Origin of the sequence: Serpentinimonas maccroryi (assembly GCF_000828915.1) — a bacterium.
Lineage (GTDB): Bacteria > Pseudomonadota > Gammaproteobacteria > Burkholderiales > Burkholderiaceae_C > Serpentinimonas > Serpentinimonas maccroryi.
Map to the genome: position 1 here is coordinate 749,178 of NZ_AP014569.1, position 15,343 is coordinate 764,520.

At 64.2% G+C, this 15,343-nt stretch carries 16 protein-coding genes and 1 other RNA gene; 10 read left to right on the forward strand and 7 right to left on the reverse strand.

Going from position 1 to position 15,343, the window contains the following annotated elements; all coding sequences use genetic code 11:
* Window positions 1-2: 2 nt before the first annotated feature.
* The 3 genes from SMCB_RS03540 to SMCB_RS03550 all read right to left on the reverse strand — a co-directional run bounded on the left by SMCB_RS03540 (window position 3) and on the right by SMCB_RS03550 (window position 1,662).
* Window positions 3-815 carry an ATP-binding protein gene (locus SMCB_RS03540; RefSeq protein WP_082027413.1) on the reverse strand — a complete coding sequence of 271 codons (813 nt, stop codon included), beginning with the start codon at window positions 813-815 and terminating at the stop codon, window positions 3-5.
* Window positions 816-904: 89 nt separating this feature from the next.
* Window positions 905-1,387, reverse strand: a complete 483-nt coding sequence (locus SMCB_RS03545; protein WP_045535118.1) for a hypothetical protein — start codon at window positions 1,385-1,387, stop codon at window positions 905-907.
* 11 nt (window positions 1,388-1,398) lie between these two features.
* Entirely contained in the window at window positions 1,399-1,662 is a 264-nt protein-coding gene (locus SMCB_RS03550; protein ID WP_045535120.1) for a helix-turn-helix transcriptional regulator, read from the reverse strand.
* Window positions 1,663-1,890: 228 nt separating this feature from the next.
* On the opposite strand from SMCB_RS03550, the gene SMCB_RS03555 reads away from it, so the two are divergent.
* From SMCB_RS03555 to SMCB_RS03590, 8 genes are all read left to right on the forward strand, one after another.
* On the forward strand, window positions 1,891-2,352 hold the full coding sequence (locus SMCB_RS03555) for a helix-turn-helix domain-containing protein (RefSeq protein ID WP_045537543.1): 462 nt from the start codon (window positions 1,891-1,893) through the stop codon (window positions 2,350-2,352).
* Window positions 2,353-2,356: 4 nt separating this feature from the next.
* A complete protein-coding gene (locus SMCB_RS03560; protein ID WP_045535122.1) occupies window positions 2,357-2,929 on the forward strand; it encodes a PIN domain-containing protein in 573 nt (190 codons plus the stop codon).
* Window positions 2,930-2,948: 19 nt separating this feature from the next.
* Window positions 2,949-5,198, forward strand: coding sequence for a hypothetical protein (locus SMCB_RS03565; protein WP_045535124.1), 2,250 nt, complete (start codon window positions 2,949-2,951; stop codon window positions 5,196-5,198).
* 87 nt (window positions 5,199-5,285) lie between these two features.
* Entirely contained in the window at window positions 5,286-5,477 is a 192-nt protein-coding gene (locus tag SMCB_RS03570) for a hypothetical protein (protein ID WP_045535126.1), read from the forward strand.
* A complete protein-coding gene (locus SMCB_RS03575) occupies window positions 5,477-5,929 on the forward strand; it encodes a DUF2924 domain-containing protein (RefSeq protein WP_045535128.1) in 453 nt (150 codons plus the stop codon). The genes SMCB_RS03570 and SMCB_RS03575 overlap by 1 nt, the downstream gene beginning before the upstream one ends.
* Window positions 5,926-7,335, forward strand: coding sequence for a recombinase family protein (locus SMCB_RS03580; RefSeq protein ID WP_045535129.1), 1,410 nt, complete (start codon window positions 5,926-5,928; stop codon window positions 7,333-7,335). Before SMCB_RS03575 ends, SMCB_RS03580 begins: the two co-directional genes overlap by 4 nt.
* Window positions 7,335-7,706, forward strand: coding sequence for a hypothetical protein (locus tag SMCB_RS03585; protein ID WP_045535131.1), 372 nt, complete (start codon window positions 7,335-7,337; stop codon window positions 7,704-7,706). Before SMCB_RS03580 ends, SMCB_RS03585 begins: the two co-directional genes overlap by 1 nt.
* Window positions 7,703-8,182, forward strand: a complete 480-nt coding sequence (locus tag SMCB_RS03590) for a LacI family transcriptional regulator (protein WP_045535132.1) — start codon at window positions 7,703-7,705, stop codon at window positions 8,180-8,182. The genes SMCB_RS03585 and SMCB_RS03590 overlap by 4 nt, the downstream gene beginning before the upstream one ends.
* Window positions 8,183-8,489: 307 nt before the next feature.
* Here the strand turns inward: SMCB_RS03590 and ssrA are convergent.
* The 4 genes from ssrA to ompA all read right to left on the reverse strand — a co-directional run bounded on the left by ssrA (window position 8,490) and on the right by ompA (window position 11,145).
* Window positions 8,490-8,878, reverse strand: a transfer-messenger RNA (tmRNA) gene (gene ssrA, locus SMCB_RS12405).
* Between the two features lie 8 nt (window positions 8,879-8,886).
* Entirely contained in the window at window positions 8,887-9,561 is a 675-nt protein-coding gene (locus tag SMCB_RS03595; protein WP_045535133.1) for an HAD-IA family hydrolase, read from the reverse strand.
* Between the two features lie 10 nt (window positions 9,562-9,571).
* Window positions 9,572-10,285, reverse strand: coding sequence for a bifunctional 2-polyprenyl-6-hydroxyphenol methylase/3-demethylubiquinol 3-O-methyltransferase UbiG (ubiG, locus tag SMCB_RS03600; protein WP_045535137.1), 714 nt, complete (start codon window positions 10,283-10,285; stop codon window positions 9,572-9,574).
* A 149-nt stretch (window positions 10,286-10,434) separates the two neighbouring features.
* A complete protein-coding gene (ompA, locus tag SMCB_RS03605) occupies window positions 10,435-11,145 on the reverse strand; it encodes an outer membrane protein OmpA (RefSeq protein WP_045535139.1) in 711 nt (236 codons plus the stop codon).
* A gap of 298 nt (window positions 11,146-11,443) precedes the next feature.
* Between ompA and gyrA the strand changes: the two genes are divergently transcribed.
* Both gyrA and serC read left to right on the forward strand, forming a co-directional pair.
* Window positions 11,444-14,167, forward strand: a complete 2,724-nt coding sequence (gyrA, locus tag SMCB_RS03610) for a DNA gyrase subunit A (protein ID WP_045535141.1) — start codon at window positions 11,444-11,446, stop codon at window positions 14,165-14,167.
* A gap of 32 nt (window positions 14,168-14,199) precedes the next feature.
* Window positions 14,200-15,339 carry a 3-phosphoserine/phosphohydroxythreonine transaminase gene (serC, locus tag SMCB_RS03615; RefSeq protein ID WP_045535143.1) on the forward strand — a complete coding sequence of 380 codons (1,140 nt, stop codon included), beginning with the start codon at window positions 14,200-14,202 and terminating at the stop codon, window positions 15,337-15,339.
* Window positions 15,340-15,343 lie beyond the last annotated feature (4 nt).

Consider the following 15,343-nt stretch of genomic DNA (forward strand, 5'->3'; position numbering starts at 1 on the left):
GATTACTCCTGGGATTCGGTGGGGGTCGTGTTGGCGGCGCTGGCGGGCGTGATGGATGCGCCCGCACACTTGGCGATCAGCGCGCCGAGATGCGGCGGCTCCAGCAGGTCGAGACGACCGCTGCGGTCTTTGGCCGGGAAGCCGTAGGGATTGACGGTGTGCGTGACGAAGGCGCGGTAGGAACTGCCGTCCTCGGCCTTGATCTCGGCCAGCGTCACGACTTCGTCGACGATCCCGGGCAGCTCAAGGCTGGTTTTGCTGCCTTCGATCTGTGGCACGAACACCTTGCGATTGAAGTCATCCAAGCGTTCGTCGAGGATCGCCACGAACACCACGTTCTTGCCCCGGGCGTGTTGCAGGTGGGTCAACGCGCCGATCATTTCCTGCCCGAGCAGGCCATAGGCCGCGCGCAGGTCGGGTTTGCCGGAGCGGTCGCTGACCGCGCCGGGCTGCGTCTTGCACCACGCAAAGCACTGGCGAGACAGTTGCGTGATCGAGTCCAGGAAGAAGGTCTGGTAGCGATCAAGCTGCTTCGCATCGCCAAACTTCTCGATGACGTGGTCGTAGTGCGCCTGCGAGAACGCGCTCTCGGAGGGCAACGACTTGTCCGGGCCCGCGAGGAACACGAAGAAGTCGCGGCTCTCGGGCCACGACACCGGGCGGATGGTGTCGCCCGGCCAGTCGGCCACAGCCAAGTCGCCTGCCTCGATGTCGAGGAACAAGGTGGTGGCGGGGTCGAGGTCTTTGAGCCGGGAGGTTTTGCCGATGCCGGACTTGCCCAGCATCAGCAGCTTCACGCCCTTGCGCTCGGCCATGCGCTCGACGGCGGACACGATGGGGAGCTTTTTGCCGGTGGCTTCGCCCCCTTTCGCCTGCGGCTCTCGAAACTGCGCTGCGCTTGTTTTCATGCCTCACCCCCGTCGGTGCTCAGGGTGAAGGACGGCTTGCCGGAATCGACCGTACGGGCGGCCGCGAACTGCTGCTGCAACGCCGGCGGCCAGTTGATGTACCGGGACTCGGACACTGAGAGCTTGACGTCGAGGTAGCCCTCGACCTTCTCGCCCGAGGCCACGATGCGCTCGGCGATTTCGCCCAACTGCTTCTGGTTCCAGCTGACCTTCTTGGGTAGCTCGAACTTGATGTGCAGCGGGCCGTCGCTGATGTGGGCGGTGCCGAAGTCGCGGCCGGATTCACGCAGCGCGGCGCGGGCCGGCTCGCCGTAGCACTGCTCCAGCGCCGCGTCGAACTTGGTGCGTGCCTTCTTGAGCCAGTCGATGGCGGCGTCGAGGTTCTTGTCGACCTCGCGCTTCTGCTCGGGCGGCAGCGCGGCCAGTTGGCTCACGGACATCTCGGCGATGTCGACGGGGAAGATGGTCAGATCGCTCATGGCCGTCCTCCTCACTGGTATGCCCGAGCGAAGGTCGAGTAGCGCGAGACGCGGCGCTCGAAGGCTTCGATTTCGGAGATCAGATAGGTGACGCGCGCCCCGAGCTTGCAGAAGACGGGGCCGAGCTGTTCCTGCCGCCAACGGCGCAGGGTTTTGACGGAGAGCCCCCAGCGGGCGGCGAGCTCGTTTTCGTCGAGGGCGATGCGGGTGACGCCGTCGGGAAGAGACCGGGTCAGGCTCCGGCCGGTTTGAACAGATGAGGCATGGTTTTGCATTGCGGAACTCCTTTTGTTTGGGAGTCCCTATTCAATTGCTCCATACCTTGGGCTTGCACGAGCGCGTTTTCGGCTTTGACGGGAGGTCAAGGCGAGGTGGCCGCACTGCATGGCCACGCTAAGTTGTTGATCTGTATAGGTAGTCGATGTCTGTTTCGGTTATTGCGATTTCGGTTGTTTCGTTTATACTGGAGCCAGTCTGAACTTTTCCCCGTTGAGGAGACCCCTGTGAACGCTCCCGCCATTCCCAAAACCCTGCCCTCTGAAGAGGACATCGCGCTCGCCCGGGAATCTGGCCGCGCGCTGTCGACCGTGCTCCAGACCCGCTCTGAAACCCAACAGATCGACTTTCACGACGACAAAGGCGCGGTGCGTGCCGTGCGTATCCCGACCTCGGCACTGCGCCTGCTGCTTGAAGTTCTGACCGAGATCGGCCAGGGCAATGCGGTATCGATCATCCCGATCCATGCCGAGCTGACGACCCAGGATGCGGCCGACGTGCTCAACGTTTCGCGCCCCTTCCTTGTCCAATTGCTGGAGAAAGGCGACATGCCATTCCACAAGATTGGCACCCATCGCCGCGTGCGCTACCAGGATGTCGTCGCCTACAAGAAACGCATTGATGCCGAGCGTCGCAAGGCCTTGGATGAACTGGCTGCGCAGGCTCAGGAACTCGGCATGGGGTATTGATCGGATGAGCTCGCATTTCACTGTCGTCTACGACGCATGCGTGCTGTATCCGGCACCCTTGCGCGACCTACTGATGCATCTGGCCCTCTCGGATCTGTACCGGGCGCGCTGGAGCGACATGATCCACGACGAGTGGACTCGCAATGTCCAAGCCAATCGACCGGACTTGGCCCCAGCGCAGTTGAGCCGCACGCGGCAGTTGATGAATGCGCATGTGCGCGACTGCTTGGTCTCGGGGTTCGAGCACCTCATTCCCTCAATCCAATTGCCCGATGCCGATGACCGCCATGTGGTGGCCGCAGCCATCCACGCAGGTGCCAGTCTGATCGTGACCTTCAACCTCAAAGACTTTCCGGTCGAGTCGCTCAAGCCCTACAACCTTGCCGCGCAGCATCCGGATGATTTCATCGTCGATCTGCTGGATTTGCAGCCTGCGGGCGTGCTTGAAGCAGTGGCGAGTCATCGGCGGTCACTCAGGAATCCACCCAAGACGGCAGACGAATATCTGGACACCTTGCTGGCGCAAGGTTTGACTCAATCGGTGGCGGTGATGCGCCAATGGACTGTGGCCATGTGAAGGGCCGAAGGGAGACCACATGGGCAAAAAGACCCTGACCAACGCGCACTGCCTGCTCGATCTGATCGAGAGAGCTCCGGTTTCGATTCTCAAGGCCTTCAGTGGGCTGCCTGAATGTCAGTCCCTGGCTCGCGGCTTTGACTGGATGCAGGACCCTGCATCGCTGCCACTCGCCCTGATCGAACATGTCAGGCATCTGCGCAAAGAGCAGCGTGACCTCGCCGAGCGCGAGGCACTGCGGGTATTGCGTCTCGCATCGCCCCGTGGTGCGCTCATCCTTTCCACTGTTGCCGACCAACTCAACGACAACGACCTGATTGCCGTATTCGCATCGCAGGAGGGCGGCGAGATCGGCCGTTCCGTCTGGATGCGCACTCATTCCGACGAGGCTGCGCGGCTGTTTGACGTCGCCGAGTCCATCCTGAACACCGGTGACATCCGGGGCAACAAGCGTCTGTATGACGCGTTCGATGTGCCGTGCGACGACGCTCCACCCTTCATTTGGAACGACACAGTCAAGAAGGAGCTGGAATCACAGCTGACCAGTGTGATGCGCCTTGGTGAGCCGTGCGAGGTGATCTACGTACCGCTCGCTGGCGAAAACAAGGACGGTGACGCCAAGACGCTGCACTACTTGGTGGTGCGCTTCGCTGGCGATCAGGTCAACGCCGTGCAAGTGGTCAACCGCAGCCGCAAGAGCTTCTGCTATTTCCCGGCGCGCGACGCCACGCTCGTCTATGCGCCGGGACGCAAGGTGGTCGAGGTCTACGCCCATACCCTGTCCACGCGGGCCCCGTTGGCAAACGTGCTGTCCAAATATGGCTTCAAGATGCCGCTGTCGAGCCGACCGTTGAATCGGTCGCGCTACGACCTTTCCCGATTTGCACAGCCCCTGAAGGACGCGAAACCGCGCCTGGACGGCGCGAAGATTGAGCGGCTGTACCTGACCGAAGCAAAGGCCTTGCTCGGTCATTCCACCGACGCGGTGTCATTGCACATCGACAGCGGTATGGAGCTACACGACGTGATCGGTGGTCGCTGGAGCGACCACCCGTTCGCTCAGCCTGGCGCCATCCTTGGCGTGACGCTGGTGGCCGATTTTGTGTTCGATGGTGAAACCACGGAAACGCCGCTGTCCATCGTGCTGGCTGAACCGGGGCGATGCAGCCTGCAGGGTGAGAAGGATCAACGGCTGAAGCAAGCCGGAACGCAGTTGTTGGAACTGCTGGGCGTGCTCAAGCCCCTGCATCCGGGCTCCGGCGTTGACGATCCGAATCTGGTCATCCAAGTTGCCAAGTTGCTCGAATGCGCCACAAGCCCAATGGATGGATTCGCCTTGGCGCAGTTGGGCATTAACATCGATCGCTTTGAGGACGAAGGCATCATCACCGAGGGCGACCGCATCACCGAAAAGGTTGTCGATCTCGCTGATGGCGAACGGTTCACGGTCAAGCTGGAACGCTGTGCGGATGGCAGCCAAGTGCGCTACCGTGACACCTTGACCGGAAATGACGTTGTGCTTCCCGCCAAGCATGCGCGACGCTGGAAGGTTGATCTGAACTGGCTGCGGGAGGAAATCATCACGGCCCTCGGCAGCGCATTGCAAGGCGTTCGCGGCAAGCATCTCGACGAGGAGCCTGTGTTCCTCGGGGAACTCGATATTGATGGGTTTCCCGTCGCACTGCACTTCGCGGCCAAGATGTCCAATGAGCGCCAGTACGCCAAGGTCGATACAGCCCTTCGCTTGCGTCCGCGCCCGATTCCCGGCGTTGTTCTCACGACGGCGTCGGTTCCGTTCCCCTTCGCCGGAACGAACGTGGTGATCCCCGTTGAAGACGTGCTGGCCAGCGGGCGCTCAGCCGCCGCCATCGACACTGCTCGGCTCAAGGTTTCGTATCGGCACGGTCAGCAGGCTGCGATGGGCGGCACGGCCATCAGCGTCAAAGTGTCGTCAGATGGGTACTCGGCGGTGCTGTACATCCCCGGCAAGGCGCCCTGGAGAGTGACCGGCAAAGGCAAGATAGCCGTGCTTCAGCGACTGGCGGACGCCTACGCTGCTGGAACACCCCACGTGAACACGAAGAAGCTGATGGAGGATACCAACTGCGGCTCGCCAGCCAACCTGTTCTCCAAGAACTCGCCCTGGAAAGACTACCTGGTCAAGGTCAAGGGCGCGCACGCATGGCAGTTGCATCTGCCGATGCTCGACGAGCCGGTCGAGGATGACGGCAAAGATGTTGAGATCAAGGAAGGTGCGTTGACCGGCTGAGAATTGTTCCGCGATTACCCTGCGTTGCCATCCTCTTCGGGGGATCAAGCTCACCATCCTTGACGGTTGCAATTCCTCGGAGCCGTCATGAAGAACCTCGAACTCGCATCTCCCTCGGAGATGTCCGCCAGCGCCCGCGCTGGTGAAATCACCGCCATCCTTGCGGCCGCCATCGTCCGCACCGTCGTCGCAGAAGCGCCAAAACAGAGAGAAGTTGGCCTTGGCTTCCTGCCCGACCAGCGCGTTCATACAACCCCCTATCAACAGGAGAAGTTGTGATGAACGAGAAACAAGCATCCATCGCCGCACGGATTGCGGAGCTGTCCAGCCTGCCCATCGCCGAGCTGTGGCCAGTGTGGGATCGGTACTTCAGCAGCCGCCCCATCAACCCCAACCGCGTCTTCATCGAGTCGCGCATCGCCTACAAGATGCAGGAGGAGGCCTTCGGCGGTCTGGCGCATAACACCCGCCAGCGCTTGGAGGCCATCGGTGCCAAGCATTCCAAGATCAAGCTGCGGGCGCGTCCGCGCGACATCAACTTCGCGCCCGGCACCGTGCTGCTGCGCGAATGGGGCGACCGCGAGCACAAGGTGGCGGTCACCGCCGACGGCCTGTTCGAGTACGAGGGTAGCACCTTCAAGAGCCTGACGGCGGTGGCCCGGCAGATCACCGGCACGCACTGGTCGGGGCCGCTGTTCTTCGGCCTTACGGCCAAGGCAGGTGCGCAATGAGCGACGCCACCCAAATCGCCTCTCCCAAGGCGCGCAAACGCTGCGCGGTCTACTGCCGGGTGTCTTCGGACGAACGCCTTGACCAGGAGTTCAACTCCATCGACGCGCAGAAGGAGGCTGGCCATGCCTACGTCGCCAGCCAACGCGCAGAAGGCTGGATTCCGGTGGCCGACGACTACGACGACCCCGGTTTCTCCGGCGGCAACACGGATCGTCCCGGGCTAAAACGCCTGATGGCCGACATCGAGCGCGGCCAGATCGACATCGTGGTGGTCTACAAGATCGACCGCCTGACGCGCAGCCTCGCCGACTTCTCCAAGATGGTCGAGGTGTTCGAGCGCCAGGGCGTGTCGTTCGTATCGGTCACGCAGCAGTTCAACACCACCACCTCGATGGGGCGGCTGATGCTCAACGTGCTGCTGTCCTTCGCCCAGTTCGAGCGCGAGGTCACCGGCGAGCGCATCCGCGACAAGATCGCCGCCAGCAAGCGCAAAGGAATGTGGATGGGGGGCGTGCCGCCGCTCGGCTTCGACGTCGAGAACCGTCTGCTGGTCATCAACGACACCGAGGCGGCGGTGGTGCGGCGCATCTTCGAGGAGATGCTGAGCATCGGTTCGCCCACCCAGATTGCAGCCAAGCTGACGCTGGATGGCATCACGACCAAGGCCTGGACGACGCAAGACGGCCAAACGCGGCCGGGCACGCGCATCGACAAGAAGTACCTGCACAAGCTGCTGCGCAACCGCATCTACCTCGGGGAGTTGTCGCACAAGGGCAGTTGGTACCCGGGCGTGCATCAAGCCATCATCGATCCCGGGCTGTGGGGGCGGGTTCACGAGGTGCTGGCCAAGGACGGTCACACCCGGTCGGTGGAAACCAAGATCCGGTCGCGCACCGACGCCTTGCTGCGCGGCCTGCTGTACGCGCCATCGGGCGAGCGGATGTACCCGACCTACTCGCGCAAGAACGGGCGCAAGTACCATTACTACGTGTCCAAGTCGGAGGCGCGGTTCGGTGCGCCGGGCAAGGGCTACGAGCGCCTGCCCGCGCCGGAGATCGAGGGGGCGGTAGTCGCCCAGATCCGAACGGTGTTGACCAGCCCGGAGACCGTGGCGTCGGTGGTGCGGCACATCCAACAGAACCAGAAAACGCTGGGGGCCCAGATCGACGAGGCCACCACGGTGATGGCCATGGCTGGGTTCGGACGGCTCAACAACGTGTGGGATCAACTGTTCCCGGTCGAGCGCCACCGCATCGCCAATCTGATGATCGAGCGCATCGACCTCGTCCATGCGGGCGAGGTGCAGGGGATCAAGGTGAAGTGGCGCGAGGTGGGTTGGAACGCGCTGATGAAGGAATTCGCGCCCGACAGCATCGGTGCCGAACTGCTGGAGGTCGAAGCCTGATGATTGATCCGATGGAAACCTTTGTGCCCTTGACGTTCCGACGCCGGGGCGTCCAACGCGTGGCTGCCGACGACCGGCACGTCCACGACGTGACACTGCTCGACGGTGTGGCACGGGCCTTCTACTGGCAGCACCTGCTGGACACCGGCGCGATGCAGAGCGGTTCCGCCATCGCCCGCGCCGAGAAGTTGCACCACTCGGTGGTCAACGAACTGCTGCGCCTGACCCTGCTGGCCCCCGACATCATCGAGCAGTTCATGGCGGGCAAGCAGCCACGTCGGCTGACGCTGATGTGGTTCCAACGAAACCGCCTGATGGTCGACTGGCACGCCCAGCGCCAGCTCATCGCCAGCTTCGAGGAGGACGTATGAGTCTCAAGCATCGTGGCCGGGCCAAGGGCGACCCGGTGACGTATCAGACGCCGCTGCCCGCTGGCGGCGTGCAGATGGAGACCTTTCTGCCCTGGACACTGGTGCGCCGGGGTCTGAAGAAGCAGGTCATCACGCCGCTGGACGCGCCGCAGGAATTCCTGGACGAGGCCCGCCGTGAGCGGCAGGTGCGCGAGATGGCGCAGGACACCCCCTTGATGCGGGCGCTCGGCCTCGCGCACCACTGGCAGCGCCTGCTGGACGAAGGACGGTTCAGTTCGATGACCGAGATCGCGGCGGCCGAGGGCATCGACCTCGGCCAAGCGAGCAAGATGAGCCGACTGGCACAACTGGCCCCCGACTTGATCGAAGCCATCGCCCTGGGCCGCCTCGAAGTGGGCGTCAGCCAGTTGCAGCGCGGCAAGTTGTCGGCGTCCTGGCTGGCGCAACGAGAGGCCCTGGTGGCAGGCTCGCGCTGACATCCCTGCCACAGCGACACGCCGCCGCAAGGCGGTTTTTTTTGTGCCTTTCGCTGTCTCGGTCGCGCGCTCCCGAGCAAGCGAAGAAGCAAACCGATGGCCCGCAAACCCCCGCCAACACACGACTTCAGGCCTTGAATGCTCAAGAGGGCCGCAGAGAACAGAGAGAGAAAAACGGCGGAATGCGCGCCTGGAACGGCGACTTCCGCAGGGGCGTGCTCAAGAGGCAAGGGCCTGGAAACCGCGCCAACACAGGGGGAACGGGCAAAAAAAATCCCAACCGGATAAGGGTTGGGATTGCACATTATGGTGGAGCTGGGCGGGATCGAACCGCCGTCCGCAAGCCATCTGTGTGCAGTTCTACATGTGTAGTCGTCTGATTTGGGTCTCGCTAGGTGTGCCGCGCAGCGACACGCTGCACACCCTGCCAGCAACCTTGGGTCTTACCAGTGCGCAAGTTGCCCGCGCGCTGGCCAGCCGATGTAGATTACCTTGCAGCCGGGACGCCAACGGTATTGCTACCGCTGCCGCCCTTGCCCAGTCCATTGGCCAACTGTTGCAAGGCTCGCCGGGTTAAGCGGCGAGTGCGAAACGTTCGTCGTTTGCAGTTACTTTTTTTCTGCTGATTAACGAGGTGACAGAACCTCGACATGCCCCGCAGCGCATCCGTTCCCACGTCGAAACCAATGCAGCCCCAGTCCGGGTTAGTGTACACCCGATTGCAAAAAGTTCAACAGTTCGAGCGGGGCATGGATGGCGGCGTCGGCCCCCCAAGTGTGGGGGTCGTCGGCGTGGCCGATGTAGCCGTACAGCGCGGCCACCGTGGCCATGCCGGCGGCGCGGCCGGCTTCGATGTCGCGCCGGTCGTCGCCCACATAGATGCAGTGCGCGGGGGCGCAGCCCAGCCGGCGCGCCGCCTCCAGCAGCGGGGCTGGGTGCGGTTTGGGGTGCGCCGTGGTGTCGCCACCGATAACCGTGCCGGCGCTGGCAAACAGCGGCAGCGCGGCGGTAATGGGCAGGGCGAAGCGCTCGATTTTGTTGGTGACCACGGCCCAGGCCATGCCGTATTGGAGCAGCGCGGCGACTGTTTCGTTCACTTGCTCAAAGGCTTGGGTGCGCTGGTGCATGCAGCCTTGGTAGGTGTCGAAGAACTCGTGTTTGAGCGCATCGAATTCGGGGTGTTCGGGGCCCAAGCCGAGCGCGGCGTGGATCAGCCCGCGCGCCCCGGCGCCGACGGCCGGGCGGTAGTGGGCCAGCGGCAGCGGCTCTAGGCCGCGCGTGCGGCGCAGTTGGTCGGCGGCCCAGGCCAGGTCGGGCGCGCTGTCGATCAGGGTGCCGTCGAGGTCGAACAGCACCGCGCGTACATGGGCAAATTTCATGCGGCGGGTTTTATGCGAATGGTTTTTGGGTGGCCACGAGGTAGTTGACGCTGGTGTCGGCGTCGAGCCAGTAGCGGCGCGTGAGCGGGTTGTACTGCAAGCCGCGCATGCCTTGCGCTTGCAGGCCGGCGGCGCGACAGTGGCCCACCAGTTCGCTGGGGCGGATGAATTTGGCGTATTCGTGCGTGCCTTTGGGCAGCAGCTTGAGCACGTATTCGGCACCGATGATGGCAAACACGAACGACTTGGGGTTGCGGTTGAGGGTGGAAAAAAACACCCAGCCGCCGGGCTTGACCAAGGCCGCGCAGGCTTGCACCACCGAGGCCGGGTCGGGCACGTGCTCGAGCATTTCCATGCAGGTGACCACGTCGTAGTGCGCGGGCTGCTCTTGCGCCAGTTGTTCGGCGCTGACTTCGCGGTAGCTGACGCGCGGGGTTTCGGCCTCGAGCGCGTGCAGCTGCGCCACCTTGAGCGCTTTGGTGGCCAAATCGATGCCCAGCACCTGGGCGCCCTTGCGTGCCATGGCGTCGGCCAAGATGCCGCCGCCGCAGCCCACATCGAGCACGGTTTTGCCGCTCAAGGGGACGAGGGTTTCGATCCAGCCCAAGCGCAGGGGGTTGATCTGGTGCAGCGGGCGGAATTCGCTCTCGGGGTCCCACCAGCGGTGCGCGAGCTCGGAGAATTTGGCCAGTTCGGCCGGGTCGGCGTTGAGGGGTTTGTCCATGGCCGGATTATGGCTGGGCTTGCAGGTGCATACAAAATTACGCGCAGGTGCGCGTGCAGCGAGCATCGCGTTTAAAGGGCGCAATGCTGCCCCATAAAAAAACCGCCCCGAAGGGCGGTTTCGAGCCGTCTGGGCTAGGCCCAGCAGGATCAGTTGCGGCGCGTGCCCACCACCTCGATCTCGACGCGGCGGTTTTGTGTGCGGCCTTCGCGGGTGCGGTTGTCGGCCACCGGCTGGGTTTCGCCCTTGCCTTCGGTGTAAACGCGGTCGGCGCTGATGCCTTTGCTCACCAAGTAGGCCTTGACGGCTTCGGCGCGGCGCTCGGATAGGCCTTGGTTGTAGGCAGCCGAACCTACGGAGTCGGTGTGACCCACGGCGATGATGACCTCGAGGTTGATCGGGGCGATTTTTTCGACCAGGTCATCGAGGCGGGCACGGCCTTCGGGTTGCAGCACGGCGCTGTCGAAGGGGAAGAAGGCGTCGGCCGAGAAGGTGACGCGTGCAGCGGCGACTGGGGCCGGAGCGGGTGCTGGGGCCGGGGCGGCTGCCGGAGCCGGAGCGGGTGCAGGAGCGGGTGCCGGAGCCGGAGCGGGTGCGGGGGCCGGAGCGGGCGCAGGAGCCGGAACTGGTTGTGGCACGATAAAGCCATCGCAGCCCGGGGCAGCCGTGGCCGGGGTCCAGCTGGCGTTGCGCCAGCACAGGCGGTCGGCGCTGCGCCAGACGGAGCCGTCGGTGGCGCGCCAGTTGTCGATCGTGGCGGTAGCGGGGGCGCCGTGGTTGTGTGCGTGTGCCGGTAAGGCGGCAACAGCGGTCAGGGCAACTGCGGCAAACAATGCTGCGATTTTGTTCAGTTTTTTCATTGCATTCCTCTTTAAAAGCGGGTGGACTGAGATTCAACCGAAGCACGAAGCCTCGCCCGAAGGTGTACACATTGTGCCATAAGCGAATCGAGTGGCGAATCTGATTGTGCGCGAGACAGATGCTGCGCCGGTGCCGTAGATGTCACCAATGTTGCATGGCAGCAACATGGCTAGGGTTTGACCTAGGTTCTTGGGCTGCACGGGCCAAGTCTGAAAGCTTGGCCGGGGTTTAAGACGACGCGCCAGCGCCAGCGCCTAAAATCGCGGATTGCCTTCCCGTTGCCAACCCTGCCGCGCCATGACCTCGTTTGCCAAAGAAACCCTGCCCATCAGCCTCGAAGAGGAGATGCGGCGCAGCTACCTCGACTACGCCATGAGCGTGATCGTGGGTCGAGCCCTGCCCGATGCGCGCGACGGCCTGAAACCGGTGCACCGGCGCGTGCTGTTTGCCATGCACGAGCTGGGCAACGACTGGAACCGGCCCTACAAAAAATCGGCGCGCATCGTCGGTGACGTGATCGGTAAGTACCACCCGCACGGCGACAGCGCGGTCTATGACACCATTGTGCGCATGGCGCAGGACTTTTCGCTGCGCCACCTGCTGGTCGATGGCCAGGGCAACTTCGGTTCGGTCGATGGCGACAACGCGGCCGCCATGCGCTACACCGAAATCCGCCTGTCCAAGATCGCGCACGAGATGCTGGCCGACATCGACCAAGAGACGGTGAACTTCGGCCCCAACTACGACGGCAGCGAAAAAGAGCCGCTGGTGCTGCCGGCGCGCCTGCCCAATCTGCTGGTCAACGGCTCGACCGGCATCGCCGTGGGCATGGCGACCAACATCCCGCCGCACAACCTCAACGAAGTCGTCGATGCCTGCCTGCACCTGCTGCGCCACCCCGAGGCCAGCGTCGATGACTTGATGGAGATCATCCCGGCGCCCGACTTCCCCACCGCCGGCATCATCTACGGCGTGCATGGCGTGCGCGAGGGCTACCGCACCGGCCGCGGGCGGCTGGTGATGCGCGCCAAATGCCACTTCGAGGACATCGACCGCGGCCAGCGCCAAGCCATCGTGGTCGATGAACTGCCGTATCAGGTCAACAAAAAGACGCTGCAAGAGCGCATGGCCGAGTTGGTGCACGAGAAAAAAATCGAGGGCATCAGCCACATCCAAGACGAGAGCGACAAGTCCGGCATGCGGCTGGTGATCGAGCTCAAGCGCGGCGAAGTGCCCGAGGTGGTGCTCAACAACCTGTACAAGCAGACCCAGCTGCAAGACACCTTTGGCATCAACATGGTGGCCCTGATCGACGGCCAGCCCAAGTTGTGCAACCTCAAGGATTTGATCGAGGTCTTTTTGCAGCACCGGCGCGAGGTGGTGACGCGGCGCACGGTGTTCAAGCTGCGCAAAGCGCGCGAGCGCGGCCATGTGCTCGAGGGGCTGGCGGTGGCGCTGGCCAATATCGACGAGTTCATCCGCATCATTCGCGAGTCGGCCACGCCACCGATCGCGCGCACCGAACTGATGGCGCGGCGCTGGGACAGCGCGCTGGTGCGCCAGATGCTCACGCGCACGCGCGCCGACGGCAGCAGCGTCAACGCCGACGACTACCGCCCAGACGCGCTGGAGCGTGACTTTGGTATGCAGCCCGACGGCCTGTACCGCTTGAGCGAGACCCAGGCGCAAGAGATTTTGCAGATGCGCCTGCAGCGCCTGACCGGGCTCGAGCAAGACAAGATCGTGGCCGAGTACCGCGCCGTGATGGCCGAGATCGACGATTTGCTCAACATTTTGGCCACGCCGCAGCGCGTGTCGCTGATCATCGGCGCCGAGCTGGACGCGATCAAGGCCGAGTTTGGCCAGACCAAGCTGGGCGCGCGCCGCAGCACCATCGAGCACAGCGCCCACGACCTGTCAACCGAAGACCTGATCACCCCGACCGACATGGTGGTCACGCTCAGCCACGGCGGCTACATCAAGAGCCAGCCGCTGAACGAGTACCGGGCGCAAAAGCGCGGCGGGCGCGGCAAGCTGGCCACCGCCACCAAAGAGGACGACTGGATCGACCAGCTGTTCATCGCCAACACGCACGACTGGATTTTGTGCTTTTCCAACCGCGGCCGCCTGTACTGGCTCAAGGTCTGGGAGGTGCCCTCGGGTTCGCGCGGCGCCCGTGGGCGCCCGATCGTCAACATGTTCCCGCTGGCCGAGGGCGAAAAGATCAACGTCGCGCTGGCGCTCACCGGCGCCCACCGGCGCTTCCCGGCGGACCAATACGTGTTCATGGCCACCGCCATGGGCACGGTGAAAAAGACGGCGCTGGATGAGTTTGCCAACCCGCGCAAGGCCGGCATCATCGCCGTCGATCTGGACGAGGGCGACTTCCTGATCGGGGCTGCGCTCACCGACGGCCGCCACGACGTGATGCTGTTCTCGGACGGCGGCAAGGCGGTGCGCTTCGACGAAAACGACGTGCGCCCGATGGGCCGCAACGCCCGCGGGGTGCGCGGCATGATGCTCGAAGAGGGCCAGCGCGTGATCGCCATGCTGGTGGCCGAGGCGCCCGACGAAGCGGGCGGCGCGCAAGCCAGCGCCACCACCCCGGCGGCGCGCGCCAGCGTGCTGTGCGCGACCGAAAACGGCTACGGCAAGCGCACCGCCATCAGCGAATACACGCGCCACGGCCGTGGCACCAAGGGCATGATCGCCATCCAGCAAAGCGAGCGCAACGGCCGCGTGGTGGCGGCGACGCTGGTGCACCCCGACGACGAGATCATGCTCATCACCGACAGCGGCGTGCTGGTGCGCACCCGCGTGGCCGAAATCCGCGAAATGGGCCGCGCCACCCAAGGCGTGACGCTGATCGCCACCGACGCCGGCGCCAAGCTCAGCGGCTTGCAGCGCGTGGTGGAAAACGACGCCGCCACCGAGCCTGCCGCCGACCCCGACGCCAGCCCCGACGCCAGCCCGGATGCCACCGATCCCGACGCCGACCCCAGCACCAACCCCAGCGCCTGAGCCGCAGCGCCCACCCTTAGCCCCCATTGCCCATGAGCCGCCCCTACAACTTTTCCCCCGGCCCGGCCACGCTGCCCGAATCGGTGCTGCAACAGGCCGCCGCCGAAATGCTCGACTGGCACGGCAGCGGCATGAGCGTGATGGAGATGAGCCACCGCGGCAGCGACTACGGCCTCATCATCGAGCAATGCGAGGCCGATTTGCGCGAGTTGTTGGCGATTCCGCCCCACTACCGCGTGCTGTTTTTGCAGGGCGGGGCGCAGGCGCAAAACGCGGTGCTGCCGCTCAACTTGGCCGCGCTCCAGCCGCAGCGGCAGATGGATTACGTGGTCACCGGCAGCTGGAGCCAGAAGTCGGCCGAAGAGGCGCTGAAATACGGCGACGCGCAGGTGGTGGCCAGCGCGGCCAGCCCCAACCACCCCGTGGTGGGCGGTCACAGCGGCTACACCCACATCCCAAACCCCGCCACTTGGCGGCTGCGCCCACAGGCCAGCTACGTGCACCTGTGCAGCAACGAGACCGTGCACGGGGTCGAGTTTCACCAGTTGCCCGACTTGCGCGCCCTAGGCAGCGGGGCGCCGCTGGCGATCGATTTTTCTTCGCACGTGCTGTCGCGCCCGCTGGACTGGAGCCGGGTGGCGCTGGCCTACGGCGGGGCGCAAAAAAACATCGGTCCGGCTGGCCTGACGCTGGTGGTGCTGCGCGAAGATCTGCTGGGCCACGCGCTGCCGATCTGCCCGAGCGTGTTCGACTACCGGCTGCAGGCCAACAACCAGTCGATGCTCAACACCCCGCCCACCTACGCCATCTACATCGCCGGCCTGACGCTGCAGTGGATCAAGGCGCAGCGCGAGGGCGATCTGACTGGGCTGGCCGCCGTAGAGGCGCGCAACATCGCCAAGGCGCGGCTGCTCTACGACTGCATCGATGGCTCGCAGCTGTACGAGAACCGGGTCGATCCGGCCTGCCGCTCGCGCATGAACGTGCCGTTTTTCTTGCGCGACGAGTCGCGCAACGCCGCGTTTCTGGCCGGAGCGGCCGAGCGCGGGCTGCTGCAACTAAAGGGCCACAAAATGGTGGGCGGCATGCGCGCCAGCCTCTACAACGCCATGCCGCTGGCAGGCGTGCAAGCGCTGGTGGAGTGGCTGCGCGAGTTTGAGCGCCAGTCATAAACCC

Bases quoted from the DNA above. Each gene is read 5' to 3' on its own strand.
- SMCB_RS03560 (WP_045535122.1), top strand. From the start codon at position 2,357: ATGAGCTCGCATTTCACTGTCGTCTACGACGCATGCGTGCTGTATCCG.
- SMCB_RS03545 (WP_045535118.1), bottom strand. From the start codon at position 1,387: ATGAGCGATCTGACCATCTTCCCCGTCGACATCGCCGAGATGTCCGTG.
- SMCB_RS03575 (WP_045535128.1), top strand. From the start codon at position 5,477: ATGAACGAGAAACAAGCATCCATCGCCGCACGGATTGCGGAGCTGTCC.
- SMCB_RS03595 (WP_045535133.1), bottom strand. From the start codon at position 9,561: ATGAAATTTGCCCATGTACGCGCGGTGCTGTTCGACCTCGACGGCACC.
- ubiG (WP_045535137.1), bottom strand. From the start codon at position 10,285: ATGGACAAACCCCTCAACGCCGACCCGGCCGAACTGGCCAAATTCTCC.
- SMCB_RS03540 (WP_082027413.1), bottom strand. From the start codon at position 815: ATGGCCGAGCGCAAGGGCGTGAAGCTGCTGATGCTGGGCAAGTCCGGC.
- gyrA (WP_045535141.1), top strand. From the start codon at position 11,444: ATGACCTCGTTTGCCAAAGAAACCCTGCCCATCAGCCTCGAAGAGGAG.
- SMCB_RS03565 (WP_045535124.1), top strand. From the start codon at position 2,949: ATGGGCAAAAAGACCCTGACCAACGCGCACTGCCTGCTCGATCTGATC.
- serC (WP_045535143.1), top strand. From the start codon at position 14,200: ATGAGCCGCCCCTACAACTTTTCCCCCGGCCCGGCCACGCTGCCCGAA.
- SMCB_RS03550 (WP_045535120.1), bottom strand. From the start codon at position 1,662: ATGCAAAACCATGCCTCATCTGTTCAAACCGGCCGGAGCCTGACCCGG.
- SMCB_RS03590 (WP_045535132.1), top strand. From the start codon at position 7,703: ATGAGTCTCAAGCATCGTGGCCGGGCCAAGGGCGACCCGGTGACGTAT.
- SMCB_RS03570 (WP_045535126.1), top strand. From the start codon at position 5,286: ATGAAGAACCTCGAACTCGCATCTCCCTCGGAGATGTCCGCCAGCGCC.
- ompA (WP_045535139.1), bottom strand. From the start codon at position 11,145: ATGAAAAAACTGAACAAAATCGCAGCATTGTTTGCCGCAGTTGCCCTG.
- SMCB_RS03580 (WP_045535129.1), top strand. From the start codon at position 5,926: ATGAGCGACGCCACCCAAATCGCCTCTCCCAAGGCGCGCAAACGCTGC.
- SMCB_RS03585 (WP_045535131.1), top strand. From the start codon at position 7,335: ATGATTGATCCGATGGAAACCTTTGTGCCCTTGACGTTCCGACGCCGG.